At 36.9% G+C, this 23489-nt stretch carries 36 protein-coding genes; all 36 read right to left on the reverse strand.

From position 1 onward, the window contains the following. Nucleotides 1–11: 11 nt before the first annotated feature. The 36 genes from BME96_RS12585 to BME96_RS12750 all read right to left on the reverse strand — a co-directional run bounded on the left by BME96_RS12585 (nt 12) and on the right by BME96_RS12750 (nt 23451). Nucleotides 12–812, reverse strand: coding sequence for a phage tail domain-containing protein (locus BME96_RS12585; protein WP_071649213.1), 801 nt, complete (start codon nt 810–812; stop codon nt 12–14). Further along, a complete protein-coding gene (locus BME96_RS12590; RefSeq protein WP_071649214.1) occupies nt 809–3733 on the reverse strand; it encodes a phage tail tape measure protein in 2925 nt (974 codons plus the stop codon). The genes BME96_RS12585 and BME96_RS12590 overlap by 4 nt, the downstream gene beginning before the upstream one ends. Nucleotides 3734–3972: 239 nt before the next feature. Then, nucleotides 3973–4362: a hypothetical protein gene (locus tag BME96_RS12600; RefSeq protein WP_071649216.1), complete on the reverse strand. Its 390-nt coding sequence runs from the start codon at nt 4360–4362 to the stop codon at nt 3973–3975. Nucleotides 4363–4375: 13 nt separating this feature from the next. Beyond that, nucleotides 4376–4657 carry an Ig-like domain-containing protein gene (locus tag BME96_RS19400; protein WP_083547464.1) on the reverse strand — a complete coding sequence of 94 codons (282 nt, stop codon included), beginning with the start codon at nt 4655–4657 and terminating at the stop codon, nt 4376–4378. Further along, the gene (locus BME96_RS12610) at nt 4635–5258 is read right to left on the reverse strand and encodes a major tail protein (RefSeq protein WP_071649218.1); all 624 of its coding nucleotides are present in this window, start codon (nt 5256–5258) and stop codon (nt 4635–4637) included. The genes BME96_RS19400 and BME96_RS12610 overlap by 23 nt, the downstream gene beginning before the upstream one ends. 5 nt (nt 5259–5263) lie before the next feature. Beyond that, a complete protein-coding gene (locus BME96_RS12615; protein WP_071649219.1) occupies nt 5264–5644 on the reverse strand; it encodes an HK97-gp10 family putative phage morphogenesis protein in 381 nt (126 codons plus the stop codon). A 28-nt stretch (nt 5645–5672) separates the two neighbouring features. Continuing rightward, nucleotides 5673–5816 carry a hypothetical protein gene (locus BME96_RS19610; RefSeq protein WP_156036004.1) on the reverse strand — a complete coding sequence of 48 codons (144 nt, stop codon included), beginning with the start codon at nt 5814–5816 and terminating at the stop codon, nt 5673–5675. 15 nt (nt 5817–5831) lie between these two features. Beyond that, entirely contained in the window at nt 5832–6164 is a 333-nt protein-coding gene (locus tag BME96_RS12620; RefSeq protein WP_071649220.1) for a hypothetical protein, read from the reverse strand. Further along, on the reverse strand, nt 6154–6486 hold the full coding sequence (locus BME96_RS12625; protein ID WP_071649221.1) for a hypothetical protein: 333 nt from the start codon (nt 6484–6486) through the stop codon (nt 6154–6156). The genes BME96_RS12620 and BME96_RS12625 overlap by 11 nt, the downstream gene beginning before the upstream one ends. Further along, on the reverse strand, nt 6458–6733 hold the full coding sequence (locus tag BME96_RS12630; RefSeq protein WP_071649222.1) for a hypothetical protein: 276 nt from the start codon (nt 6731–6733) through the stop codon (nt 6458–6460). The genes BME96_RS12625 and BME96_RS12630 overlap by 29 nt, the downstream gene beginning before the upstream one ends. 14 nt (nt 6734–6747) lie before the next feature. Then, nucleotides 6748–8097 carry a phage major capsid protein gene (locus BME96_RS12635; protein WP_083547465.1) on the reverse strand — a complete coding sequence of 450 codons (1350 nt, stop codon included), beginning with the start codon at nt 8095–8097 and terminating at the stop codon, nt 6748–6750. A 15-nt stretch (nt 8098–8112) separates the two neighbouring features. After that, complete coding sequence (locus BME96_RS12640) at nt 8113–8709, reverse strand: HK97 family phage prohead protease (protein WP_071649223.1); 597 nt, start codon at nt 8707–8709, stop codon at nt 8113–8115. Continuing rightward, nucleotides 8666–9877, reverse strand: a complete 1212-nt coding sequence (locus BME96_RS12645) for a phage portal protein (RefSeq protein ID WP_071649224.1) — start codon at nt 9875–9877, stop codon at nt 8666–8668. The genes BME96_RS12640 and BME96_RS12645 overlap by 44 nt, the downstream gene beginning before the upstream one ends. A 49-nt stretch (nt 9878–9926) precedes the next feature. Further along, nucleotides 9927–10250: a hypothetical protein gene (locus tag BME96_RS12650; RefSeq protein WP_071649225.1), complete on the reverse strand. Its 324-nt coding sequence runs from the start codon at nt 10248–10250 to the stop codon at nt 9927–9929. A 12-nt stretch (nt 10251–10262) separates the two neighbouring features. Beyond that, complete coding sequence (locus tag BME96_RS12655) at nt 10263–11990, reverse strand: terminase large subunit (RefSeq protein WP_231478619.1); 1728 nt, start codon at nt 11988–11990, stop codon at nt 10263–10265. Between the two features lie 5 nt (nt 11991–11995). Beyond that, on the reverse strand, nt 11996–12439 hold the full coding sequence (locus BME96_RS12660) for a P27 family phage terminase small subunit (protein WP_071649226.1): 444 nt from the start codon (nt 12437–12439) through the stop codon (nt 11996–11998). A gap of 105 nt (nt 12440–12544) precedes the next feature. Continuing rightward, complete coding sequence (locus BME96_RS12665; protein WP_071649227.1) at nt 12545–12925, reverse strand: HNH endonuclease; 381 nt, start codon at nt 12923–12925, stop codon at nt 12545–12547. Next, nucleotides 12925–13227 (reverse strand): hypothetical protein, encoded by a 303-nt coding sequence (locus BME96_RS12670; RefSeq protein WP_071649228.1) that lies wholly within the window; start codon nt 13225–13227, stop codon nt 12925–12927. Before BME96_RS12670 ends, BME96_RS12665 begins: the two co-directional genes overlap by 1 nt. Nucleotides 13228–13333: 106 nt before the next feature. After that, the gene (locus BME96_RS12675) at nt 13334–13519 is read right to left on the reverse strand and encodes a hypothetical protein (protein WP_071649229.1); all 186 of its coding nucleotides are present in this window, start codon (nt 13517–13519) and stop codon (nt 13334–13336) included. Between the two features lie 364 nt (nt 13520–13883). Beyond that, nucleotides 13884–14333, reverse strand: a complete 450-nt coding sequence (locus BME96_RS12680) for an ArpU family phage packaging/lysis transcriptional regulator (protein ID WP_071649230.1) — start codon at nt 14331–14333, stop codon at nt 13884–13886. Nucleotides 14334–14384: 51 nt separating this feature from the next. Then, entirely contained in the window at nt 14385–14849 is a 465-nt protein-coding gene (locus tag BME96_RS12685; RefSeq protein WP_071649231.1) for a hypothetical protein, read from the reverse strand. Between the two features lie 127 nt (nt 14850–14976). Next, a complete protein-coding gene (locus BME96_RS12690; protein WP_071649232.1) occupies nt 14977–15501 on the reverse strand; it encodes a RuvC family protein in 525 nt (174 codons plus the stop codon). Beyond that, entirely contained in the window at nt 15498–15806 is a 309-nt protein-coding gene (locus tag BME96_RS12695; RefSeq protein WP_071649233.1) for a MazG-like family protein, read from the reverse strand. The genes BME96_RS12690 and BME96_RS12695 overlap by 4 nt, the downstream gene beginning before the upstream one ends. After that, nucleotides 15803–16036, reverse strand: coding sequence for a hypothetical protein (locus BME96_RS12700; protein WP_156036007.1), 234 nt, complete (start codon nt 16034–16036; stop codon nt 15803–15805). The genes BME96_RS12695 and BME96_RS12700 overlap by 4 nt, the downstream gene beginning before the upstream one ends. After that, nucleotides 16033–16323 carry a hypothetical protein gene (locus BME96_RS12705; RefSeq protein ID WP_071649235.1) on the reverse strand — a complete coding sequence of 97 codons (291 nt, stop codon included), beginning with the start codon at nt 16321–16323 and terminating at the stop codon, nt 16033–16035. The genes BME96_RS12700 and BME96_RS12705 overlap by 4 nt, the downstream gene beginning before the upstream one ends. Then, a complete protein-coding gene (locus tag BME96_RS20205) occupies nt 16320–16475 on the reverse strand; it encodes an NrdR family transcriptional regulator (RefSeq protein WP_456243265.1) in 156 nt (51 codons plus the stop codon). Before BME96_RS20205 ends, BME96_RS12705 begins: the two co-directional genes overlap by 4 nt. Before the next feature lie 53 nt (nt 16476–16528). After that, nucleotides 16529–16720 (reverse strand): hypothetical protein, encoded by a 192-nt coding sequence (locus BME96_RS12710; RefSeq protein WP_071649236.1) that lies wholly within the window; start codon nt 16718–16720, stop codon nt 16529–16531. Between the two features lie 13 nt (nt 16721–16733). Beyond that, nucleotides 16734–18020, reverse strand: a complete 1287-nt coding sequence (locus BME96_RS12715) for a replicative DNA helicase (RefSeq protein WP_083547466.1) — start codon at nt 18018–18020, stop codon at nt 16734–16736. Continuing rightward, nucleotides 17998–18768 (reverse strand): replication protein, encoded by a 771-nt coding sequence (locus BME96_RS12720; RefSeq protein ID WP_071649238.1) that lies wholly within the window; start codon nt 18766–18768, stop codon nt 17998–18000. The genes BME96_RS12715 and BME96_RS12720 overlap by 23 nt, the downstream gene beginning before the upstream one ends. A 14-nt stretch (nt 18769–18782) precedes the next feature. Then, nucleotides 18783–19118, reverse strand: a complete 336-nt coding sequence (locus BME96_RS12725) for a hypothetical protein (RefSeq protein ID WP_071649239.1) — start codon at nt 19116–19118, stop codon at nt 18783–18785. Then, nucleotides 19119–19880: an MBL fold metallo-hydrolase gene (locus BME96_RS12730; protein ID WP_071649240.1), complete on the reverse strand. Its 762-nt coding sequence runs from the start codon at nt 19878–19880 to the stop codon at nt 19119–19121. It abuts the gene before it with no gap. Next, a complete protein-coding gene (locus tag BME96_RS12735; protein ID WP_071649241.1) occupies nt 19849–20109 on the reverse strand; it encodes a hypothetical protein in 261 nt (86 codons plus the stop codon). The genes BME96_RS12730 and BME96_RS12735 overlap by 32 nt, the downstream gene beginning before the upstream one ends. A 157-nt stretch (nt 20110–20266) precedes the next feature. Continuing rightward, nucleotides 20267–21169, reverse strand: coding sequence for a RecT family recombinase (locus BME96_RS12740; protein ID WP_071649242.1), 903 nt, complete (start codon nt 21167–21169; stop codon nt 20267–20269). Then, complete coding sequence (locus tag BME96_RS12745) at nt 21169–21780, reverse strand: hypothetical protein (protein ID WP_071649243.1); 612 nt, start codon at nt 21778–21780, stop codon at nt 21169–21171. Before BME96_RS12745 ends, BME96_RS12740 begins: the two co-directional genes overlap by 1 nt. After that, the gene (locus tag BME96_RS19615) at nt 21767–21943 is read right to left on the reverse strand and encodes a hypothetical protein (RefSeq protein ID WP_156036010.1); all 177 of its coding nucleotides are present in this window, start codon (nt 21941–21943) and stop codon (nt 21767–21769) included. The genes BME96_RS12745 and BME96_RS19615 overlap by 14 nt, the downstream gene beginning before the upstream one ends. After that, a complete protein-coding gene (locus BME96_RS12750) occupies nt 21943–23451 on the reverse strand; it encodes an AAA family ATPase (protein WP_071649244.1) in 1509 nt (502 codons plus the stop codon). Before BME96_RS12750 ends, BME96_RS19615 begins: the two co-directional genes overlap by 1 nt. Nucleotides 23452–23489: the final 38 nt, after the last annotated feature.

Here is a 23489-nt window from a genome sequence, read left to right on the forward strand (position 1 = left end):
CACCACCGTCCTTAATTAAATTGATCTCTTAACCTTATTGATAATTTGAAGTTCATATTCGTTCCTGTTATTTGTATTTGATTGTTACCAGGTAATAGCGTTGGGTGATCACCTATCATTTCTGTTAAATTCTCCACACCATTTTTAAAGCATGTATAATCCAATCCACGTAATAGGAAACTAGCATTCGTAAAGTCTTTAAGCTTAAATGATTTCCCATTTACACTAATCTCCACGTTTGTTCCAGAACCATGAATTAATATATCTGGTCTTATCGCTAACCCGTGTACTGTAGTTTCTAATGTTGTTGGAGCAGTGATTAATTCATCATCTACAAACGTTGAGTTCATATTAAAGCTATCTGTATAAAAAGCCGTTTCGCTATTCCAATGTATCTCATGGTTTTCAACATTCATTTTCTTATATGAATCCTCAGCAACAAACACTATTGTAAGTGACCCTTCTTCCACATCCCAAGTAGGATTTAATGACTGGTTTAACTTAGCTATATAATGCTTATCAGTCTCATAATCTCTAACTACTTTTATTTCCCTCGGTTGTCCATAATCATCAAACAAAAAAGCAACGAGTTCGTTAAACCTCCGCTGCCTATCTTCATAAAATCGATCCATAATTTTTAAATTGTAACCAAACACTTTTTCTTTTATTTCACTTCCAAAATTCCAAAGACCCGGTCTACCTGGTATCTTCAGTGTTTTATGTTCAAAATCAGGGTTGATTGGATCCTCGTTACCTGGTTCGCAATCAAACCCAAAGTCTTCAAAACGATATTTATCATCCATTGTTATCATGTTCTGATCACCCCATTACTACGGGCTATTATTTTGTTATTATCGTTTATTTTTTTACTCATCCCAGGCGCAAGTTTTGTATTTACCTCGTCTGTATCAAGATATACGACAACTTCAACTTTGGTATCTCCACCCATAGAACTGGCAATACCCTTACCAATATCACCTAATGTTTTTTCATTAAGAGGAAGTACAGCTTCTGGACCCGCTTCACCTGCTCCTTGCAATTGCCCTCCACTTGCACCAAATATAGTAGGCTGCGTAAAGATACCGCCTTTTGCATTCCACTTAATCCCTATCTTAGGAACAGATATATCAGGAGGCGTTAGATCAAACCCACCAGTTATAGTAAACCTTGGCAATTTCGGCTTAGGTATTTTAATTTTTAATTTATCACCAAGACCAGAAAAGAATCCCTTAATTTTCTCAATGGCCGTTTTAATTAAATCACGAGCTTTTTCAATCGGAGAAACTATTTTGTCTTTTGTTTGTTCCATAACACTAGAAGCTTTGCTCCGTAGATCATTAAACCGATTTATGGCACCATCTTTTAAGGATTTTACTTTATTTACAAAACTAGTCTTCATCTCATTTGCCTTGTTAATGGCTCCGTTTTTTAGTCCAGAAATTGTATTTATTGCTCCGTTTTTCAGTTCATTATATTTATTAATCGCCCCTTGCTTTAAATCTTGCGCTTTATTCACAAAACCATTCTTTAATTCGTTTGCTTTATTTATAGCACCATCTTTAAAACCTTTTATGGTATTTATACCTTTCGTTTTAAGTTCATCCACTTTAGCAATACTCTTATCCTTCAGTTCATTAAATTTGTCAACAGCGCCCGTTTTCATATCGTTAAACCAATTGACGAAGTTAGTTGCTAGAGTTGAGACGGATTCAGAAAGCCAAGCAGTAAATAGATCCCATTTTTCACCTATCCAATCAGTGATCGCTCCCCAGTTCTGGATAACTAATACTATACCTGCTATCGCAAGTGCAACTCCTCCAATGATAGCGATTATTGGTAAAAGCGATACATTTAAAGCAGTAAAGGCTACTGCTAAACCAATAATAACAGGGGCTAGTGCTGCCGCTACTCCAATTACACCCCCAAACACAGTAATAAATGTTTGAGCAGGTTCAGGTAATTCTTTAAACCACTTTCCTAACTCTGATATCTTTTCAACTACAGGAGTTAATGTATCAACTATTGTTTGCCCAATTGGTATTAGAGCATCTTGCAATTCTCTTAAAGATGATTGCCATTTCTCTCCTGGTGCCTTTTCAGCCATTTCATCAGCTTTGCCGTTTACTTTGTCAATTGCACCGCCCGTTTTAGAAAAAGATTCAACTGCTTTATCGCCAAGATCTTCATACATTGTTCCAAAAGCAGACACACCCATTTCATATTTCTTTTGCTTATCATCTGTGTCTACTATATCTTGACTTATGGATGCAAAAACATCTGCAGCAGTCGCTTTTCCGTCCTTATACTTGTCAAATAGTTCTTGGGTACCTTTACTATATAATTCAATGTTATCTGCTATTTTTCCGTCATTTATGAAAACACCAAATTCTTTAACTGCATCTGCTGCTTTATCTGCATTAAAAGCCCCACTTTCAAGGCCATTATTAATTATATTCATCATTTGTTCTGCATCAAAACCTGCTTGCTCAAATAAAGGCGAGTATTCAATAAGTGTATCCATAAAATCATCACTACGGTTTAATCCATTTTGATAACCAGAAGCAATTAAGTCTAAAGCTTCATCACCTTTTAACCCAAAAGCTATCATTAATTGTTCAGCACCACGAATATTTTCTTGTACATCTGTTCCGGTACGCTTAGCAATAGTTGTTATTTTATTTGTTATTGTTTCTAATTCAACATCATTAAGATCTTTAAAGGTTCTTTTGGTGAGAATAACCGCTTCATTAGCTTCTTCCATAGAATCAACTACACCGTTCTTAAACACATCATTTACAACATCATTAAGCTTTTCGGCTTCATCTGCAGTTAAGCCTAAATTAGCCTGTAAATTCGTTTGAGAATCAGCAAAAGCCATTCCGCTATCAAATGCAGCTTGACCAACTTCTAATAACTTATCAGTAACACCTTGAAGCAACTCAGTAGCTTCCAATAAGTTGTTTAAGTCCATTTTCTTGCCAAGCTCTTCTAAACCTTCTCCGGCATCCTTACCGCTATTTTCTATGTCATCCAGCGAATTACTAAACTTTTGAACTGTTAACCTGGCATCATTTAATTTACCTTCCATTTGCAGGACTTCGACAGAGTTCTCACCGTAGATCTTCTTGGTAGCTTCTAATTGCTTTTCCAAATTATCTACGGTCCGCTCCGTTAACTCCATTTGTTGAGTTAATTGCTTTTGAGCAAGTTCTGTCTTTTCTGCTTCGCTTGCATTATCTCCAAGCTCTGCTGTTTGCAATTTAAAAGCGCCTGTTAGATTCTTTTGTTCCTGTTCTAACAACTTACTTTCGCCTTTTAAATCATCTAACTGTGACATGGCTTCTCTTGCTTCTTGAGCTTGATCAGATAATCCATCATTCACTCGATCTAGTGACTTTTGCAATGCCATTTCTGCTCGCTCAGAGTCTAATAGTTTTCCATACATTTTTTCAAGTTCGGCACTGGAAGTGTTAGTATCCTTGGCCATTGCTTCATATTCATCACGTAGCATCTGAGTACGTTTCTGAGCACCCTGCATTTGTATTTCTAGCTTTTTCTTTTCTGCTGCAAGCTTATCCGTTGCTTTAGCATCTTTTCCCATTGCTGCAACATGATTTTTATATTCTTTAGCAGCTACATTCATAACCCTGTTTATGTCTTTAATCGTTTCAGCATACTGTACTTGTCCATCCATTTTAAAATTGAGGACAACATTTCTTTCCTTATCGGCCATAACCTCACCTCTTTTCTACAAAAACGGTGTCTGATCTAACGTATATACTTGCTTGTCTTGTTGGTTCTCTACCAATGCTTCTGGATTATGATATTTAACGTGCATAATGTATTGTTTGAGAAGATGTGCTGGGGTAATGTTGAAAAAGTCTTCCATGCTAAGACCTAATAAGGTGTTTCCAACATAAAAATAAAAGTCCCAATCCAACGTAGGGGATTGAGACTCATCAGTTTGCTTATTTAACTTTTTTTTTCTGATTTTAACTTATTTTGATCTTCAATTTGGAAGTTTTGTCCTTGGAACAAGTCAAATGCTTTTTCAAATATTGCTGGTAAGTCATTAATAGGAATAGCGTTCTCTAACTCATAAGGTGTACACTCCGTTCCACCACTCTTAACCATTGCGTAAATTAGAGAATTCATTAACTTGATTTCCTTTTTCCCTAATGTAAATTGACCCTTTTTCACCAATCGATTGATATCTTTTTCAAATACTTCATATGGTTTTCCATAAGCTTCTTCTACATAAGGAAAGCTTTTGAAAGTAAATATAACTGGTATTTCTTGACCTTGAATTATAATCGTATTTCGATTGATATTAACATTTACTAAATCGCTAAGCCTAGCCAAAATTGTTTCCTCCCTATGCTACTGTTATTGTTGCTGTAGCTGTCTTTGTTCCATCTTCCACGCTTGTTGCTGTTATGGTTACAGTTTCAGCACTTGTTGCTCCGCTCACTACTGTAACTAATCCGTTTGTATCGACTGTTGCTATAAGATCGTCACTGGATGACCAAGTAACGCTTGCATCTGTTGCATTCGTCACTGTTGCGGTTAATTGCTGAGTGCCCCCTGCTGCAACTGTAGCTGTTGTTGGATCTACAGTTACCGTTACGGGGTTACTAGGGTGTAGGAAATAGAGTATCTAATTGAGATTCATCAGCCACTACTTGTTTCATGAAGTCGTCAGCAGTCACACCAGTTGCACTATCGCGAACTTCTGAAAAGTCAGCTTTCGTAACGTTATTAAATAAAAGTGGAGTAGCATTAAAAGTTGCTGATACATCTGGCACCTCTTGTTCATCAGTTGAGGTTGCAAATGTTTCTTCTGCAGGTGTTTTCTGTACCCTAGGATACCAACGAGCAATACGTGATCCATCACTTAACTTAGCTGTAAAACCCATACCAAACATTGGGTATTCTTTGACATCTGAAGTATCAAATGAGACCCCTTTATTTGGAGTAACACCGTCAATTTTATCTTTAACTACCTGAGGAAGAGCAACATGAGTTAAGCTTAAGGTGAAATTAGAGTTCTTACTTGCATTAACAAACATCTTACCAGAAGCCCACTTTGTTACAGTTGTTTGGTTCCCAGCAATTCCAAGTTCAACAATATTGTCTAACTGAAATATCTCTGGATCATAAGTAGGAATAGCATCTCGACTATCTTTCCCACCAGTCATAAACGCCATATACAAAGATTCAATCGTTACTACATACAATAATTCTTGTGCTTTTGTCATCTATATTAACCTCCCATTTTCTTGATAATCTTGTTGGCCATAATGTCAGCTACTTTGTCACCGTCTGAATCCCATGTGTTTTGAACAAAGTGCTGTCCTTTAACTCGGCCACGACCTCCACGCTTTTTATGTCCTTTATCAACCATGTACCAATAAAAGGCCCAATCCTCAAATTCAACGGAGACTTTGTCCCCTTTAACAACGACCTTCAATGCATCTTGTAGATGCTTCCCATTCATATCTGATTTAGGAATCCTTGGTCTTAACTTATCTGCAAAATACTGCGCAGCTTCTTCCAAAATATCTTTCTCTACTTCCTCATTCACTTTTAATAGAGTATTAACATCTTGGAGAGCATCTGCAAAACCATTATTGTTAGAAGCCATTTAATCACCTACATAATAAAAAGACACCTCAATTAGAAGCGCCTTCGTTCAAATGTTTTCCGCAGTATGGACATTGAATTGATGTTACTGGTTCCTCTTCCATTCTCCATTCAATAGGTTGTCGCTCTTCACCTTTACGTAAACAATCTTCACAAGTTACGTATTGAATCATTAAACCACCCCATATTTAGCCATTTACACACCGTACATTCGTTATAAATTGAGTTATGGTGGAATCGTTCTCGTCATACGGATAACCTTCAAATTGGCTATACGAGACATTAAATTCATTAAGTGCTTTTTTTAGTGGTTCGTAATCTGCTTCAGTACCATTTGTAATAACAGCAATTTGGTATAAAGGCATGGATTTAATCACTTTTGAGGACGTGCGTTTATGGATTTCATTTACAAATTCATAAACAATATAAGGATAAACTGCACTGGTAGGTTCACTGTCACGATATACAGGCATACCAGAGCTTTTTAGTATCGTTCTCAATTGTTGGAAATTAATCTGCATAGGATAAACTCAACTCCATTATGCGATCATCCTCACGCACATATAATCTTTCAATGTCGTAGACTCGTGCGCCAATCTTCACACGATAATCATCCTGGTTGTTTTCTACTTCTCTATCCAAACGAGTTTCAATTTTCTTCATGATTTCTTGCGCATCCTTAAATGTAAACTTATCAGCTGCAGTGACACCGATATTGTCGTATTTAAGATTTCGCACTTTCACATATCCAATAACTACACGATCAGTTTCCGGATCCACATATTCATCTAGCTTCATCAAGTCAGCATTCCATTTAAGGTTGTTGGTCTGTCGTTTCGGCATCATCATACACCTCCTGCACAATAAAAGGAGTCAATGAATCAAGAGCCTGGCCAAGTTCTTTCTCAGACACACGATAATCATTCATAATACCTGCAACCATAATGACTAGCCATTCGTCTTCCTTACCAGTAGCACTTTTCACATATTTTTTGGCTCTTGAAACATAAAAAGGGAGCATGGAATCATCCATGCCCTCTTCCCAATGTATATGTGATTTTAATTTAGTGAGATATTCTTGTTCGGTCATTTAATCACCTCTTTTTATGGAGCAGGCGTATTAGGTACAACTTCATACTTGTACATTGTTGGTTCTAACGGGCTGTAAATTAACTGCCCATCAACAATGTTGTAAATTTGCAGTCCTACAAGATTAGATTTAGCATACAACTCGACAAGTCGGTTCACTTCCATGGACCCCATAACGTCTTGGTAATGGAAAGTTTTAAAGTCGCCAAAATAAATCATAGGAGTGTCTGTATCAACGTCCGATTTATCAGCGAACTCTGTAACAACAGTGTTAAACCCTAGAATTTTCCCATCAAAACCATCTCTAGCTTGTTCAAAAGGTTTGAAAATAGGGAATCCATCAGTTGTTTTCATTTTTTCAATTAAAGTTAATGCAGCATCATTAATCATAAACATACTACGTTTACGGACAGAAGCTATTACACTATTTTTGAAGTCAACTAGTGCATCATATACTTGTTGACCAACCTTTAAGTCTGGACGTTCTCCATCCGGAATGGTAAATGCAACTGCTTTTTTAGCAAGCGAACCAGGGTTAAGATTATTAACTTCATCGCCACGGAAAAAGTATTGTGACTCTTTTCGTACATAAGCTTTCTTCAATTCTTCAATAACGATTTCTTCAACAGCAATGTCAGACCGTTTCAGCAACTTCTTAGTTACTGTTGCTAAAGCATCAAATTCTGTTGGTTCTAATTCGATTTCATCAAACTCAATACTTGTCTCTGGCATAGGATTTGATGTAGTGCGTTCGTCTTTATGTCCTTGTGCATTAGCTTTCTTAACCAGAATAGGAAAGCCTTGAGTTGTTTTAGTACGGTGAGGTGTACCATATTTACGTAATGGATTATTTTCCTGAGCATAAGAAATAACTTCTTTCGCAATTTGTTTAGGTACCGTTATCGCACCGTTACCAGTAACAATACCTAATTCACGTGCTTCTGTTTCGGTTATTTGTCCAGCAACAAAACGTCCGAATGCTTTTCGTACTTCTTTTTCACGTTTTTCTGCGCTGTTTCCTTTTCCAGATAGATTGCCACCAAGCGCTTCACGTTGCTCATCTGTTAATTCTTCCTTGCGTTCTTCAATGTCTTTGTCATCTTCCTCATCACGTTGCTCCTCATCATCATCACGCTCTTCCTCTTGATCATCAAGCATACGTTGACGCGCTTCCAACTCAGACTTTTCCTCTTTCAAATCACGAACCTCTTTTTCTAAATCAGAAAACTTTGCATCCCCACGTTTTTCATCATCATCCATCATGCCTCGGATTTCTTCCAGGCGGTCCTCTATTTCTTTTAACCTATTATCTTTTTTACCAAAAAACTGCAAATGTACTTTCAATGATTTAACTTTACTCGCCATATCTATCATTCTCCTCTATAAGTTAATTAAAGTTCTAATTTTTGCTGCTTTTTCTTCACGATATTCCTGCAACTCATCTTCATATTGCTTCATCCTGTCATATCCGCGAGCACTCACCTCCGAATCAGGATAAGCAGGAAATGCTACTGCAGATACTTCTAATAACTTTGCTTTCTTTACAGTTCTGATTGGCAAATCATCATCTGGCTCTTCGATTTCATCATCCTCTTTGCGAAAACCAAAACTTACTCCATCAACATCGCCACGTTTAATAGACTCATAGGTATCGTTTCCAAGTGTTGTTTTAGGCAAATCCAATTCAAAACGCAATCCCACATCATCTTCTTCTAAACGTAATGTGTTGTTCTTCGTTCTGCCGAGAACCTTTGACACATCATGAGACCACAAATACCTTTGATCATCATTATTTAATGAGTCAGCAAAAGCGCCTTTCTTAAATTTCTCGCGGAATTTAAAAAACATGCCCAATACATGTGATTTCTTTTCCCACTTAACTGCATAACCAGTTAATGTCCGGTTTCCATCTTCGTCCTCACGAATTTCAATTTTATTCGTCAGTATTTCCCGAACTTCCATTTCCGTTTTGCTCATTTGATTCACCTCCCTTCAAGCTATTATCAGTTGCGTTTTTCTCACCGATTTTAGACAAGTCGTTACTAATATAGATTGATTGTGTTTCAGGAGTATTCTGTTTAGGAAAACCAAGCATATCTGCAACATTGTCAGGAGTTGTGATACCAGTACGCACAATGTTGTAGCCAATGTTTGTTTTTGTAGAATAGGTAACAAAATCTAAGACATTAATCTTAAATTTAATACGACGTTTTGAATTTGGGCCGAAAAAAAGAAGACTCAAATGGTCTTCAAAGTTTTTCATTATTGGTTTAACTGCTTTATTATGCAAATACATCATTGCTTTTTCAAAATCACTCTTTATTAGCGACTGGTATGTTTCCACATTGATGTTTAAAAACTTTCCTAAATCCTTTTTATATATATTTAGATAATCAAGTGTTTTTTGATCATCAATCGGGCTTTCCATGGTATCGATAGAATAACCTTTACCAAGAGGAATCATTTTAACACTCCTGGAATCATCAATGGCTTCCAACTGATCCAATATTGCATTAATCAGTTTGGACTGCGCACCATTCTGCGGATTAATATGTGCATCTAATTTCAACATAAAAGCCAGTAGACCGCCTTTTATATATTTATCAGTCAAAACCTTCTCAGCGTTCATAACACCCTCTAACGTGCTCTTTCCAAGTTCTAAGATACCAACACCTTTTAAATGATTGGTTCCGATATTTTTAATATGTCGTATAATCGAGGGAGAAATCTCTATCCCATTAATTTTAAAGTGTGCTTTTAAACTCGCATCCAGTTCAGTGTACACATCAGAAGGCAAATGGAGCTGCTTATTATTCAATAATGGAAAGACCTCACCTTTTAATAAATATATGTTTGTCATCAGTTTAATAAATTCTGATTGAGTTAGGTATTCATTTGGATTTCCCAAAACTTTTAGTGCCTGGCTATTTTTTGTTTCGTTACCCTTACCATCCTCTACGACAATATCTGCTAACATCATCTGGTTACTGATATCCTGTATCAATTCATATACATCAGAAGACTCCAAGATATTTTCGTCATTTGCAAACAATGATGGAAATCGAACGGATCCTGTTGGATATTCACTCATTCTTTTTTCGAGCTTACTATATACATAGTTTGAAAACTTATCTCTTAATCCCAATATTTATCACCGCCTTTCGTAATGGATTAGATATTGAATCACCTCCTGTTTATTTTTCAAATCCGATCTTATTAAAATGCTTATTATCATTATCTGCAACGGACATTAATAATTCGTGTGTTTCATAATAAACATCTGATCCAGTTACATACTCATAATTAATGTCTTTGACTTTAACCTCTTTGCCATCAACAAAAACTTTAGGTGGTTCATTGGGATCAGATATTTCTAATATTATTTTTGGAGATCTAGGTCCTGTCATTACTGGTCCTTCACATTCAGGGCATTTGATACCGTCCATATGTCGATGTGTATCTTTAATTTCCCAGTTACAATTCATACAGTAATAGCTTTCTTTTTGTGCTTTGCTCATAATTCCCACCTCCTACCTATAAATATCTGCAAGTAATTCATCCATCCCGTTCTCATCGATATCATCCATTACCATCATTGTTTCTTTATGAGCAACTAAAAAAGCCACAAATCCATCAATTTTCTTTTTGGACTGTCGCTTACTTGGGGCTTTCATTCCGTTTATGTTTGTAACTACCACTACATTAAGAGCACAATATATAAATAGTGGGTTATCTGTAATTATTCTTTCTTCGTATATCAACAATTCAGCATCATCAAGGGGTGCGTTCATAACCTTCGGATATTGGTTAACAACAATACACTCTAAACCAAGGTTCTCGACCTTCTCAATCAGCTTTTGAGACATAGCAGGGTCATAATTCAACTGCTGTACATCATATAGATCCATACATTCGGTTATATAATCCAGTACTTGGTCTTGATCAATCATTTTACCGTCACAAAATTCCACAAAACCTTTTTCAGCTAGATCTGTATATGGAACATTATCCTCTTTCTCTCTTGTCTCAATATTTTCATTTGGGATAAAGTACATTTGTTTTACTTTTAAGATAGATCGACCTTCCTCATCCCAAGTAGGAAAGTTTAGATTGACACAAGTTAAGTCGGTTGTCTTTGATAAATCTAAGCCAAGGTAACATGTTTCGCCTCGTAGATCTCCAAGATCATCAACAAGTATATGTTCCACCTGATCTTGTTCAAAGAAGTTCTCCGCACCATTTACAAAGACATCAAGGTGCTTAGATAAAAACTCAGCTTTCTTGTGAGCAGATCTTGCAGCTGTAATGAATTCTGTTTCTAAAGCGCTCATTGTAACGGAAATACCAATGTTAGGATTGACCATTGCCCACACTTTACGGTCTTTCCAATCATAACCCTTGTTTGGTTCATAGATCATAACGAATGAAGCATCATTATCATCATTTTTAAGTACTTCTTTTGCTTCTCTATAAACACGCATACCAACACTGGAAGAACCTTTACCTGCAGTACTGATATTAAACATCAATGGTTCGTCACGAGAAATTTGAGCAGATTTGAAGTTGTCGTATTGCTCCATTTTCTCCTGAGCATGTAATTCATCATTAAGTACAAAGTGAGGGTTGGACCCTTCAATACCACCAATATTCTTACTCATAACGATAAACTGGTTTTGATAAGCTAAATCGTTATAAAGATAATCAAATGTTACAGAGGATATAGTTCCCTTTGGTCCTTTATAGATAGTACTACAATCTGTTAAAGCTTCATGGTTTAATATGGTGGATGCAAATGGCTTAGCAGCATATTGAGCCTGGTTAAAATCAGATGCACAACAATAACAATCTGCACCAAGCACCCCTTCGCCATACATGGCATATCCTAACGCACCAACAGCAAGCAAGGTCTTTCCGTTTTTCTTTGGTACTTGGATATAGGTTTCTCGTATAACGCGAACTGCTTTCCCTTGTTCATTTTCTCGCATCCAACCGTAGATGTTACTAAAGATAAATCGTTGCCAGTCTTCCAAGATTAAAGATTGTCCAGCCATATTACCCTTTACATGTCGGATAAACGTTTGAACCCAATCCATCATTTCATTGGCTCGGTCAACATCAAACCAAATATCTTTCCTCTTTTTCCATCTGTAGTAACGATCTACAGCAAGCTTGATTGTATCTGGATATTTCTTTGGACTTCTTCTTACTTTTCTAGCAAACTTATCGGCATAATTTACGCCTCTTTCTATGTTACTCACATAAATCAGCCACCTGCCTTATTGCGCCACTTATTTCTATGCGCATCCAATTCACTTACTTTCTTTTCTGGTTTCTCCATTTTTTCATCTTTCCTTACAGACGATCCACCAGTAACACCATTACCGTTTTTCCCCTTGTTAGTAAGGCCTAAATAATCCAACGCTTTTGTTTTCTTGTCGGACCATACTTCCACTTGTTGAGCAAGCGGGTGTTTTGAGTTGTTAACAGCCCCGGCTTTATTCGTGTGGCGCTGTGTTGCTGGGAAACCTTTATCTCTCCAATCTATGAACATAGTCATGTAAACCTCATAGATATCGAGATAGCTTTCAATTAACGGATCCAGTGTAAGGGTGTAAATATCAGCATCCCTCATAATTTTTAATATGCGTTGTCTTTCAGTTTCGGTTTTCTCCAACACAATTTTTCTGCGTTCTTTTTTGGTGCTCAATATTCACACCCCCCTTTGTTTTTAAAAATCTTGTCTAGCGAAAGAGATGACCCCATTGCTACCTATCTTTCCCAAATTGAAAAATTTTTTATTTGGTAGGGGGGGCTATCCAAAATAACTCGGAAAAACTTTTTCTTGCTTCTCTTCATTTTCCTCAATGAAGTGACAATCTCTGCAAAGTAATTTTAAATTGTTAGGATCCAACCTAAGTGTGGAGTCTGTTTTAATTGGTATGACATGATGAACGTGTGCTCGTCTACCAAATACAAACATCCCACATCTTTGACATAGTCCACGATCTCTTTCATAGACATATGCTCTAGCATCTTTCCAAGCCTTTGAATTATAGAACTGTTTGTTATCGTGTTGATATATCTCTTTCTTCTTGCGCTTACTTCTTGCAGACTTCTTAGACCTTTTATGTTCACTGCAGTAATAGCCACTCTTTATCTTATTACTACACCCATTAAAGTCACAGTACTTCATTACTCAGCAGCAGCTAAGGTATCAGCAATATGTTTACGGATAGTATCCTCTTTACTCATATTACCTGGTACATCTATCTCATTCTGTTCAGCAAACTCTAGCAGCTGCTCTTTATTCATATCATCTAGATATATTTCATTGTGTAATGTTTCATTTAAATTAAGCTCATTACCGATCATACTCTCTGGGTCCTCAGTAACTTCAAACCCTGGCTTCTTACCTGCAGGTACAAACAACGTTCTCTTTTCTTTATTGTCCCAGTACTCGGATCCTTGTGCAGTCTTACGTATAAATACTTTCATGATTATCTAGCTCCTCTGTGTTCATATTTTTTATAAATGAGAATTCCTAAGAACTTATATTTAGTTACTTTGTACGGATGATTAAGCTCCACTGTTTTACTAAACATTATCTTTGCCTCCATTTCCCTCTCACTCTTTTATAAGTATCTCTATTAATACCCATCAGCTCTTCCAGTTCTGCAGCTGATAATCTCTCTTGATGTACTATCTTCTTAGATGGTGGTTTCTTTTTATGTCTGTTGAATCCTAATGCTTTCTTTTGCTCACTGCTTAGATGATCCATTACTCTCATATACATCCTCCTTTATATTAAAAAGATGATTTACTACATAGTTTTCTTTAATGTTTTCTTTAATGTTTTCTTTAGCATTTTTGCATATAATGAAGAAACTATTTTTACACCCGGCTAATTAGCGGACAGCACTACCGTCTAATTAGTAGACACCACACCCGGCTAATTAGTAGACAGCAAATGGTACCGTCTAATTAGCGGACACCTAATTATTTCCATTAGGTTAGTTATCACTTATTCAAATTCTGATAATATAAATTTATCACCTATTTGTCCTAATGAATTAAATGCGTTTTAAAAAGAAATTAATAGATTTTCCAACGATATCCAAACACAAATAAAAGACGCACCGATTAGATGCGCCTTAATCTTCACTAACTGTTACAGCAATATTTAAGTTTAAAGCTATTTTATAGAATGCTTTCCACCTTATTTTAGAGTATGTCGGTTCACTAATTGGTGGCTGGAACTTAAAGCAATATACATTGTAGTCCGTTAAATACTCCGACTCTTCACTCATGTATCTTTCTTCAATGAGGAATTGTTCCATTTTCGGAAGCCGTCTAACTGCTCTTTCAATCCTCTCGCAATACTTCCTTCTCTTTTCTCGTTCATCAACATTCTGTGTAGCAATCATTCCTGTTTGATCAGATATTGTATTTGCCTTACCTCCACCCACATCATCATAGGATGCAGTTATAGAAGCTTCTTTCTCTTCAAAGAGTAAGTATTTAAAGATGCGATATTTCTCTAATGCTGCTTCAACTTCTTTTTGTGTAGCTTTTCTGTCTAGTTCTGGCAGTTCAAATACCATTGTTTTCCCCCTTTTTAGAGGTTGGCCCTGGAAGAACCAGGACCAAATCTATTAATTTAAGATATCAGGATCATCAAAGTTTACGTCATCCGGTTCGCCTGTAGGAAGATCATCTGCACTTAATTGTCCTTCAACTTCAACGGTGCCATCTTTATTAACTTCATAGGATATTCCTTCATGATCTGTAGCTTCTTCAAATTCCTCTATGCTCATTTGAGATGGTTCTAAGAATAGGACAACGCTTCTTCCAGCAAATGTGTATAGTTTGAGCACCTTATCTTCACTATCACCTTTTACATTAAATTTAAGCACCGTTTTCTTGCTATCACGCTGTATGGACTTAAACTCTGCAGTTAGTTGTCCAGCTTCACTATTTTCTACTTCCAGAACTGCAATATTTCCTGCAAGTTGCACTAACTCGTCTGAGTGTTCTAATTCATCACCCTGCACATGAAACTCCAATACCTCTTTCTTATCATCTTTCTGTATCTTCTTAAACAGTACATTTAACTTCATATCTACTTACCTCCTAATTTTTAATGGTTTTCCATCCACTGTGAGTGTTTTAATCTGTTTCATGACCAATTACTATCAATCTATTAAACATCTCTCATAATCGCTTATTTCGACTTTAAAACTAATGCTATTTAATCTTGGTTAGTACATCCGCCTGATAATCGTGTTTCACCTTTTTTATATAAAGTGACCTGGCTATCTCAGCAAGGATATAAGCATCTACCACGTTATCGCTAGGATGAGTAAAGCCAAAGTGCTTTTCTACTGCATTCATAACAGCCCTTTTCTTAGCGGCTCCTTTTAATCGTTTCTTGCTACCTGGTTCTCCTTCCCATCCAGTAACGTTCACGAATTTCTTTACTGCATTTGGGGCAACCTCGTAATACTTCAATTTACGCTTATATAGTTCGTTGCGGATGCCATGATGCAAGCCACCTGCAAACATTGCCTTCTGAGTACTAAATGGGAATCCTTCAATGCTGATAACGTCCTGTGGTTGTAAGTGAGCAACAATGTCATTTATTAAGGTGATCATTCTCTTTGGATCCTTATCACCAATTCCTGTAAGTTCCTTCGCTCTTAATACATTTCCATCTTCATCTAATGCGACAAATCCTGTTTTGCTTGCTGGATCTATTCCTATGAATCTCATAATAAATCATCTTCTTTCACGAATACGCCATTGACCATTTTTCCTTTTCTGTCTTTGATTTCGTTATAGGCGTAATCTACACATGTTTGTATGTCCGTTCCCATCTGCATAGAGAGTATGGTTAATACCACATACATATCTCCAATTGAGTCAATTACCTGTTCTCTATTACCTTTGGACATTCCTTGGCACAACTCTCCGTATTCTTCTCCTAGCTTCAACGCTTGTTTGTGTGGATCTGCGTTATTTAGGTTTCTATCTATTGCCCATTGTTCGATATGTTCTGTTAAGTCATTTAGATTCATTGTTTAACCTCCAATCCTTCTGATACAATTATCCGTCCTTCTTTATGAAATTCCTTTCCAGTGATCAACAACCCAGTTACTTCAAATGACTTTCCACTCGACAGATGCACCGTTTCTGAACCGTTTTTCTTAATATTGTCAGCTAGATCAATCAATAATTCACCAGGTAATACAATAGATTCTTGCCCGCCACCTTTTGTAAATGCAGCGACTGTTATATTTTTCATCATTCACCATCCAATAATTTATCTATCGCTCTCATAGCGTTCATTTTCCTAACAATAACCCCATCATCAAACTGCACATAAGCTTCGTTTATATTCCCATGACCACAACAAGCATTCATAACTCCTCGCAACGCACCTAAACATCCATCATGTCCTTCTGTTGTATTAGACAGTCCACAATGACCGCAATCCCTTTCGTTGTTTACGGTTGGTTCTTTGGTGTCGCTATATATCCATATGCCGTTAGTGAATTCTATTTCGTGACCTCGCAGTTTTGATTTATTAGTCATTTTTCAGCCTCCCACAACGTCTCCATGTCAACTCTTTCATACGTTACAAATCTAGTTAAACAGATCAAACACTCTCTATATCGTTTAAAGCTACCTCTGGATTCCCTGCAATCCCTAACTTTCGTCTTTCCATCGCAGATAGGGCATTTCATACAACCCAGCTCCTTTTGATTTAGCTATATGGTAAGCTTCTGTACATAATTGATTAATTGATTTGTTCATTGCTAACCTCCTCGCATCTAAACCATTTTTTCTGTTTTAGAGTGTCAATGTCTGCTTTATAATCTCTTGCAGGAACAAGTGACTTTCCTATTTTGAAAAAGACGACCTTTATTTGACCTTGATTAATTAATGACATAGCCTCCATGAAGCTGATCTGAATATATTTTTCAATCATTCAAGTTAACCTCCTATTTTCTCTTTTCCAATTCAATGAACTGCTGCTTCCAACCTCTAAACAAGAGCCTAAATTCATTCAATCCAGTGTTACGACCTTTAGCGATAAACTGTTGCACAACCTTACCTTGTGGTTCCGTGTCATGGTGATCTATCCAAAGAAACTCAACTACATCTGCATCTTGTTCAATGGAGCCTGATTCTTTTAAGTCCGCTAACATAGGCTTACCTTTATTTTTCTCAGATTCTCTGCTCATTTGAGACAACATCATAAACACGCATTTTAATTCCCTGGCAATTTGTTTAGCTGCTTGTGTTACATTTCCAATAGCAGTGGATCTGTTCTCGCCTTTTTTCTGTGGTATCTTCATGATCTGCAAATAATCCACGGCTACCATAGCCACATCACCATATTTCCGTTTAAATCTTCTGGCAGTGGCTCTTACTTCTTCGATTGTCACTCCACTGCTGTCCTGTATATAAATTGGCAGTTTTTCTAACCGGTTGTAAGCTTCTTCAACTTCTCCATATTGCCTTGGATTTAATTCTTTGTTTCGGATGCGGTTATAAGGGATACCAGTAATATTGGAGATCATTCTATCTTTTAATTGGTCCTCGTCCATTTCTTGTGAGAATAATAATACTGGTCCGCTTGCAGCAACTCCCAAAGTGCGTTGTAGTAATTTAGCCGTCTTACCGACTGAAGGCCTTCCTGCTGATATAAATAAATCACCGCGATATACGCCATTCGCCCAACCATCAAACTGAGGAAAACCTGTTTCAATATACTCAACTTCTTTCGAGAGCAAATGCTTGAAGTATTTATCCCTGGTTTCGCTTAAACTTTGCATTCTGCCTCGTTCGTCCGGTCTTATTTCTGTTGCCAATGCTTCAACTGCTGCAAAATAATCTTCATCTGTTTCAAAATCTTCTCTTGCTAGTTCCGCTATCTGATTACCTATTTCAGATCCACGCCTTCTAATAGCTTTAGAGCGAACAATGTTGGCATGATATTTTACATTTGAAGTAGTTGGACAAGACTCTGCTAATTGAGCAAAGTAAGAAACACTAACCTCATCTGCTCTATTATGCTTAACGTACATTTCAGTGACAGTAACAACATCCACTGGTTGTTGTTTATCATCTAACCATTTCATTACCCTGTATATTTGCTGGTGCTTTACATCTAAGAAATCCCTGTCCTCAAGAAAACTAATTTCATCAAGGACATTGGGATCTAAAAATACTGCACCTAAAACGGATTGTTCTGCAGATATATCAGCTGTTCCAGTTAAACTCACTTGGATCACCGCCATCTGCTACAAACTGTTGGAACGCTATATCTTTATCTCTGCTATCTGGTTCTTGTTTTGGTTTAACAGGTTTCTTTTGAGCGTTCATTTTTATAGCTAGTTCGGCAAACTTTTCACGTAGCTTCTTAGCAGATAACACGTTAGTTTTCCAAAAAGAGTCTTGCACAACCCAATCCATAACATCTTTAGCTAACTGTTTATTTACTTGGTCTATCTCAATAAGCTTCCGCATATCATCTGACCAAGACTGCATATTTGCCTTTTTGGTTAAGTGTGGCACTCCTGCTTCTTCTGCGACCCTACTAACTTCTGTGTAAAAGTATGTGGCCATCTTGTAATACGTGTTATCTTCGCTGTATTTAGGTTTGATGTTCGTTTTCTTCTTTGGCTTAGGAGACTCTGCAGCAGATTTAGTTTTTTCAACTTCTCCCCATTTCTCATAGTCCTTGTTCACACTCAACATTCTCGCCCCTCTCTCACCTTTATCTCCTGTAATAACAATATTTTTATCAATTAAAGATTTAAGTTCTCTTTCCACTTGCCGCTTATTTGCCTCCGTTTTTTCAGCAAGGAAGCGTATAGACAACTCTTTTTCTTTAGCCTGGAAGCCGTATGTATATCTCCACACGGCCATAACCAAGCGAAATTGCGTACCGTTAAGATTAACTTTTATAATCTGGTCCAATAACTCATTGGCAATCCGTGTATATCCATTTTTAGTTTGTGGACTTGCCATGGTTTATCATCCGTTCATAATTTTTGTTTGATATGATTAGTAACTACTCTTGCAAAATTTTTAACATCTGTTTTTTCATCATCAACATACTTTTTGTTTAACCAATCAGTAAGCATTTGCTCTACTTCTTCTTCAATATCTACGATTGGTTCATAATCGTTAGCTATTGCCTGTAGGTATAGGGTAGGTTTTTGTTTAGCGAATTGTTTCAATACAAGAGCATGTCCATGTACAGTTGAGAACGGAATGGACATTAAGATCATGTCAATTGTGTCTGGTGACATACCTTTACAAATCTCTTTATGATAATCAAGCGCTTCTGCTACCTTTTTAGGAACTAGAACTCTCACTCAAACAACCTCCAATTTATAATGTTTATTTTCAATGAACCCTTTTTGATACAAGGCTCTTTTTGTAGTCATTTCAGCCAGGGCAGGAAGATTATTATTACTGCTCAAATGCGTTAAATAGATTTGCTCTCCGTTGCCCTGGATTAACTTGGACAACGCTTCAGCAGTCTGTGCATTGGATAGGTGTCCTATATGAGATAGAACCCTTGCTTTTACGCTATTTGGGTAATCAGATGCTTCAACCATTCTTGGCTCGTGGTTGCTTTCTATGATGTAGATGTCACTGTGTCTCATTTGAAAAAGCATAATCTCGTCTACCTTCCCCGTGTCTAAACAGATGGAAGTTTTAAAATTCCCTTCAGCATTTTCAATTACATAGCCTTTGGGTTCGTATGCATCATGATGAACATCAAAAGGTGAAACTTCAAAAACCCAATCCTCATCCGAGAATGGCACTAACACCGACTCTTGATCAGCTATATGACATAAGTCCTCACTCACTAAATCAATATCCTTCCATTCTTCTTCGCCTGCATAAACAGGAATGTTATATTTATTTGCCAACGGAAGCCCCTTACAGTGATCAGTATGAGCGTGTGTAATAAATATCGCTTCAATGTTGTTAGGTGTAATACCTACTTCCAGAAGCCTTTTCTCTATCTTTGTTTTAGCTATTCCTGCATCTACTAGAATGGTAGAATCACCTGAAGTAAGAGCGATACAATTGCCGTTAGAACCTGAGGCTAGTATGTTTACTTTCATATATACTCACCTCAGGATATGAATTTATTCTCACTGGTTGAAGTTGCTGAACAAAATTACCAACATACCCATCCAATCTATAAACCATAATACAATCGCGGTCTGCTCCCATTCTTAATGCAATAAGCGTTTCTTCACCATTACGATGAGTTTCTTGTATTGGATTATCTTCAAATGCTTTCTTAGCTTCCCCTACAAACTCAAGATGTTTTTTTGATATCTGTGTCATTTCATAACCTCCAATTCTTCCTGGCACCGCGGGCATATCCGATACCCACGGTAATATTCTTCTTTGCCAGGATTAATTTCATTTCCGCATAACTTACAATCTGCATGTCGCTCGTATACAACTACTTTCGGCAACTGCTTTATAAGTGGATTAAACATTATTCCGGAAGCTCATCATCCGAAGCTTGCGCTTGTGCTTCCTGCATATCAATGTGCATGTCCAATAGTTCGATTAAACCGATCAGCTCTGATTCCGTAGCAGGTTGGCTTAATTTAACGTTATTCTTTTTTAAATACTCATTAACACCGTCATTATCTTTTACTCCAATTTGATTAAATTTCTGCTTCATTTGCTTTCGAAGAGCAACAACATTATCTTCTGGCTTTTCTTCTGGTTCTGGTTGGTTAATTGGTTCTTGATTAGGTGTAATGTCCTTGCGTTCTCTCGGCTGATATTCCGGCACACCTTCTTCTTGGCCATAAGTGATTGTTTCATCATCAAATTCAAGTCCATATTGCTTTTTCAATGCTCTTTGTTGCACATGCTTACCAAACATATCCTGTGTCCATTTCTTCCAGTTGTCTTTGTTCTGGCCAGTAAACATATGAGCTATTTCGTCAATATCCATAATTACGGTTACTGGTCTATGTCCATCACGGTAAGCAATTGAATAAGCACCAATTATTTTCCCTCGTGGGAATCCGATCTCATGCTTCACTACTTCCATTTCTTTCGTTTCTTTGTTCATTGCAATTTGGAATTCATCATTCTCATGAACCATTTGTGTATCTGGTGGCTGGAAACCGTCTTTTTCTCTTGCTTTCGACAGATAAGCTTCAGCAGCGAATTGAATTCTTGCTGTCTGTCCATATTTGATAAAAAAGATTTCATTTTTGAATGGATCCAGTCCATAAGATGCTGCCTTATGCGCAAACAGTAGAAACTCCTGGTCATTTGCTGTTGGAGCGATTGAATTACGAATCACCTTGAGTACCTCTGGTTTAAAATGCTCACTGATTTCTGGAGTTAATGTTGGTAATTGATTGTTGTTATTTGCCATTACTTGTTTCCTCCTTCAATTTGTTCTACTTGATTCTGTAACTGTTCTAACAATGCCGGAATGTTTAACCGTTGAATCATGTCAGCATTTAGCTGTTGTTGCAAATTATCTTCAAGGCTATTTATCAGTGTTTCTTCCGCTTGTTTCTTCGCTTGCTGAATCATTTTAATTACTTTGTCATTTAATTCTTCAGAGATGTAGTTATTAGTTAAATACTCAATTAGAGAGTATGGACCGCTCTTGCTGTCATAACGTCTGTACTCTTTACCACGGCCGTCTAAATTCTTTTCTGTTGCCATACGTTCGAATCGCTGACCTATAAATTCAGAGATAGGAACCATAGTGACCTCAGAACCCCATGAATTTGATTTGTGCGGAATATTAATTTCACTAATTTTATCTGCAGTTATCTTTTCTAAAAACTCATCTACAGCTTGATCAACTTTTTCACTTACCTTTTCCGATACTTTCTGAATAGCTTCGCTCTCAACCTTTTTGACCAATCGTGATTGAATACCACTAATTACTTCTTCTTTTAACGTATCGTCCAGATTGCCGTCTTCGAATTCGTCTATCCAATCCAACTCAACTTCGATATTAAATTTTGCCATTATTGGTTTCCTCCTTGATAGTTACATATTTTGAATTGAAACGTTCGTATCCTTTGCCATACATTTCCTCATAGCTTAAAGGCTGTTTACCTTGGTACTGTGGTGCAAATTGAACCTTATTTTCTCTTGCTTCTTTACGGCGCTCTTTACGTGATTTATTCATTATTTATCCCCCTCAATATTTAGTTCTTGACCAGCAACAACTCTACTAATAATCAGTTGTCCATTCGGCTCTTTAAATTTGGTAATGGATTCAGCATTATCAACAAACACTGGTGTAACTACTTCACTTTGTTCACTAAGCACATCACGTAATTCAAGCCCTGCACGTATGCTCTCAGATAGTGACAGCTTCTTATATCCCTTACCATCCATTTCTATTTCAAATGTAGGTTTAACCTCACCATTCTTTAATTCATCAAATAGATTAATAGATAAGGTGCTAAACAATGCTTGTACCTTTTCAGCTTGTAATTCAGCTTCTTTTGCGTAAAAAGCCTTAATGCTGTCAATTATGAAGATGGACTCATTTAAGGATTCTAGAGTTTCTTTTTCAGTTTCTGCAGCTTCTTTCACTTGTTCTTTCATTCCTTCAAACTGTTTATGCTTCTGGATCTCTTGTTGAATTGGCTGGCGCTTTTGTTCTAAATCTTGGATTTGTTCAAATTGCTTAGAAACATCAACATATTCAAGAGTCGCAAGTTTAGCTTTCAGATCATTTCTTTTATTTACTAACGCTTGGTGCTGTTGCTTATATTCATTCATTCGTTTTTCTTTATCTTCTTCTACAGCTTCAACCGCTTCGTCATCCAATGGACGTTTACATGTTCTACAAACATCCTCAATCACTTCATCCCTTAGCCTTGGCCATCTTTCTTTAGACATTTCAATCTGGTCATTAAGAGAGAGTACTTGGGATTGCAGACTATTAAATTCACGGTTAGTATCTCCTGCAGAATCAGTCACCTTTTCCAGTTCTTTAATCTGGTTTAGCAACTGCTTTTCTTCTGCTTGTAAAGATTCCAATGGTACTGTTGGGGCATTATCCTCCAATTGCTCTTTCAGTGTTTTAGTACGTGACTGTGCTGCTATATACTGCTTATCTAGCTTGGTTTTATTAGATCGGTGTATCTTTTCAAGATCAGCCAACGAATGTTTTTTAACTAACTCCGCTAGTGCTTCTCCTTGTGCTTTCGGCAATGCTTTAATTACTTCTTTGTTAGCCGGAGCCGGAACATACTGCAGAATCATTTCTCTTTGATCTGTCCATTTCAAAGTAAAGAAATAATTTGGATTAAACAGAGAGAGAAACAAGTTCTTATCAAACATTTTTTCAAGTACCTCGTTGAAATCTGTAGCCTTAGAAGGCACCTCATTGATGTAATATTTTGCCTTCCCCTTCTTTAGTTCACGACCTATAAGTAAGTCTTTGCCATCCACATTTAATAAAAGTGAAACCATTGTTTCTTCTGCTTCGTAAGTTACTGGGGACGGATCCAATTTGCTTCCCAAGGCATCTGTGCCATATAATAACCATGTAATAGCTTCTAATATGGAGCTTTTACCTTTTGCATTGTCACCAGTGATCTTTGTTTCCTCGCCAAAGTTAACTGTTAGATCCTGGTGACTTTTAAAGTTTGTTAGATTAAGAGATTTAAATTTGATTAGCATTGTTTATAGTTCTCCTTCCTAAATAATTATTAAGATGA

Source organism: Virgibacillus halodenitrificans, from assembly GCF_001878675.1.
In the GTDB taxonomy this organism is placed as follows: Bacteria; Bacillota; Bacilli; order Bacillales; family Amphibacillaceae; genus Virgibacillus_Q; species Virgibacillus_Q halodenitrificans.

Excerpts from the sequence above, each read along its gene's own strand:
- BME96_RS12700 (WP_156036007.1), bottom strand. The coding sequence starts at position 16,036 with ATGATGAAAAATATAACAGTCGCTGCATTTACAAAAGGTGGCGGGCAA.
- BME96_RS12750 (WP_071649244.1), bottom strand. The coding sequence starts at position 23,451 with ATGCTAATCAAATTTAAATCTCTTAATCTAACAAACTTTAAAAGTCAC.
- BME96_RS12625 (WP_071649221.1), bottom strand. The coding sequence starts at position 6,486 with ATGCCGAAACGACAGACCAACAACCTTAAATGGAATGCTGACTTGATG.
- BME96_RS12590 (WP_071649214.1), bottom strand. The coding sequence starts at position 3,733 with ATGGCCGATAAGGAAAGAAATGTTGTCCTCAATTTTAAAATGGATGGA.
- BME96_RS19615 (WP_156036010.1), bottom strand. The coding sequence starts at position 21,943 with ATGAATAAATCACGTAAAGAGCGCCGTAAAGAAGCAAGAGAAAATAAG.
- BME96_RS12730 (WP_071649240.1), bottom strand. The coding sequence starts at position 19,880 with ATGAAAGTAAACATACTAGCCTCAGGTTCTAACGGCAATTGTATCGCT.
- BME96_RS12745 (WP_071649243.1), bottom strand. The coding sequence starts at position 21,780 with ATGGCAAAATTTAATATCGAAGTTGAGTTGGATTGGATAGACGAATTC.
- BME96_RS12640 (WP_071649223.1), bottom strand. The coding sequence starts at position 8,709 with ATGAGCAAAACGGAAATGGAAGTTCGGGAAATACTGACGAATAAAATT.
- BME96_RS19610 (WP_156036004.1), bottom strand. The coding sequence starts at position 5,816 with ATGATTCAATACGTAACTTGTGAAGATTGTTTACGTAAAGGTGAAGAG.
- BME96_RS12710 (WP_071649236.1), bottom strand. The coding sequence starts at position 16,720 with ATGATTGAAAAATATATTCAGATCAGCTTCATGGAGGCTATGTCATTA.
- BME96_RS12705 (WP_071649235.1), bottom strand. The coding sequence starts at position 16,323 with ATGACTAATAAATCAAAACTGCGAGGTCACGAAATAGAATTCACTAAC.
- BME96_RS12740 (WP_071649242.1), bottom strand. The coding sequence starts at position 21,169 with ATGGCAAATAACAACAATCAATTACCAACATTAACTCCAGAAATCAGT.
- BME96_RS12735 (WP_071649241.1), bottom strand. The coding sequence starts at position 20,109 with ATGACACAGATATCAAAAAAACATCTTGAGTTTGTAGGGGAAGCTAAG.
- BME96_RS12720 (WP_071649238.1), bottom strand. The coding sequence starts at position 18,768 with ATGGCAAGTCCACAAACTAAAAATGGATATACACGGATTGCCAATGAG.
- BME96_RS12680 (WP_071649230.1), bottom strand. The coding sequence starts at position 14,333 with ATGGTATTTGAACTGCCAGAACTAGACAGAAAAGCTACACAAAAAGAA.
- BME96_RS12620 (WP_071649220.1), bottom strand. The coding sequence starts at position 6,164 with ATGCAGATTAATTTCCAACAATTGAGAACGATACTAAAAAGCTCTGGT.
- BME96_RS12615 (WP_071649219.1), bottom strand. The coding sequence starts at position 5,644 with ATGGCTTCTAACAATAATGGTTTTGCAGATGCTCTCCAAGATGTTAAT.
- BME96_RS12650 (WP_071649225.1), bottom strand. The coding sequence starts at position 10,250 with ATGAGCAAAGCACAAAAAGAAAGCTATTACTGTATGAATTGTAACTGG.
- BME96_RS12585 (WP_071649213.1), bottom strand. The coding sequence starts at position 812 with ATGATAACAATGGATGATAAATATCGTTTTGAAGACTTTGGGTTTGAT.
- BME96_RS20205 (WP_456243265.1), bottom strand. The coding sequence starts at position 16,475 with ATGAAATGCCCTATCTGCGATGGAAAGACGAAAGTTAGGGATTGCAGG.
- BME96_RS12665 (WP_071649227.1), bottom strand. The coding sequence starts at position 12,925 with ATGAAGTACTGTGACTTTAATGGGTGTAGTAATAAGATAAAGAGTGGC.
- BME96_RS12635 (WP_083547465.1), bottom strand. The coding sequence starts at position 8,097 with ATGGCGAGTAAAGTTAAATCATTGAAAGTACATTTGCAGTTTTTTGGT.
- BME96_RS12695 (WP_071649233.1), bottom strand. The coding sequence starts at position 15,806 with ATGAATCTAAATGACTTAACAGAACATATCGAACAATGGGCAATAGAT.
- BME96_RS12610 (WP_071649218.1), bottom strand. The coding sequence starts at position 5,258 with ATGACAAAAGCACAAGAATTATTGTATGTAGTAACGATTGAATCTTTG.
- BME96_RS12670 (WP_071649228.1), bottom strand. The coding sequence starts at position 13,227 with ATGAAAGTATTTATACGTAAGACTGCACAAGGATCCGAGTACTGGGAC.
- BME96_RS12630 (WP_071649222.1), bottom strand. The coding sequence starts at position 6,733 with ATGACCGAACAAGAATATCTCACTAAATTAAAATCACATATACATTGG.
- BME96_RS12685 (WP_071649231.1), bottom strand. The coding sequence starts at position 14,849 with ATGAAGTTAAATGTACTGTTTAAGAAGATACAGAAAGATGATAAGAAA.
- BME96_RS12690 (WP_071649232.1), bottom strand. The coding sequence starts at position 15,501 with ATGAGATTCATAGGAATAGATCCAGCAAGCAAAACAGGATTTGTCGCA.
- BME96_RS12675 (WP_071649229.1), bottom strand. The coding sequence starts at position 13,519 with ATGAGAGTAATGGATCATCTAAGCAGTGAGCAAAAGAAAGCATTAGGA.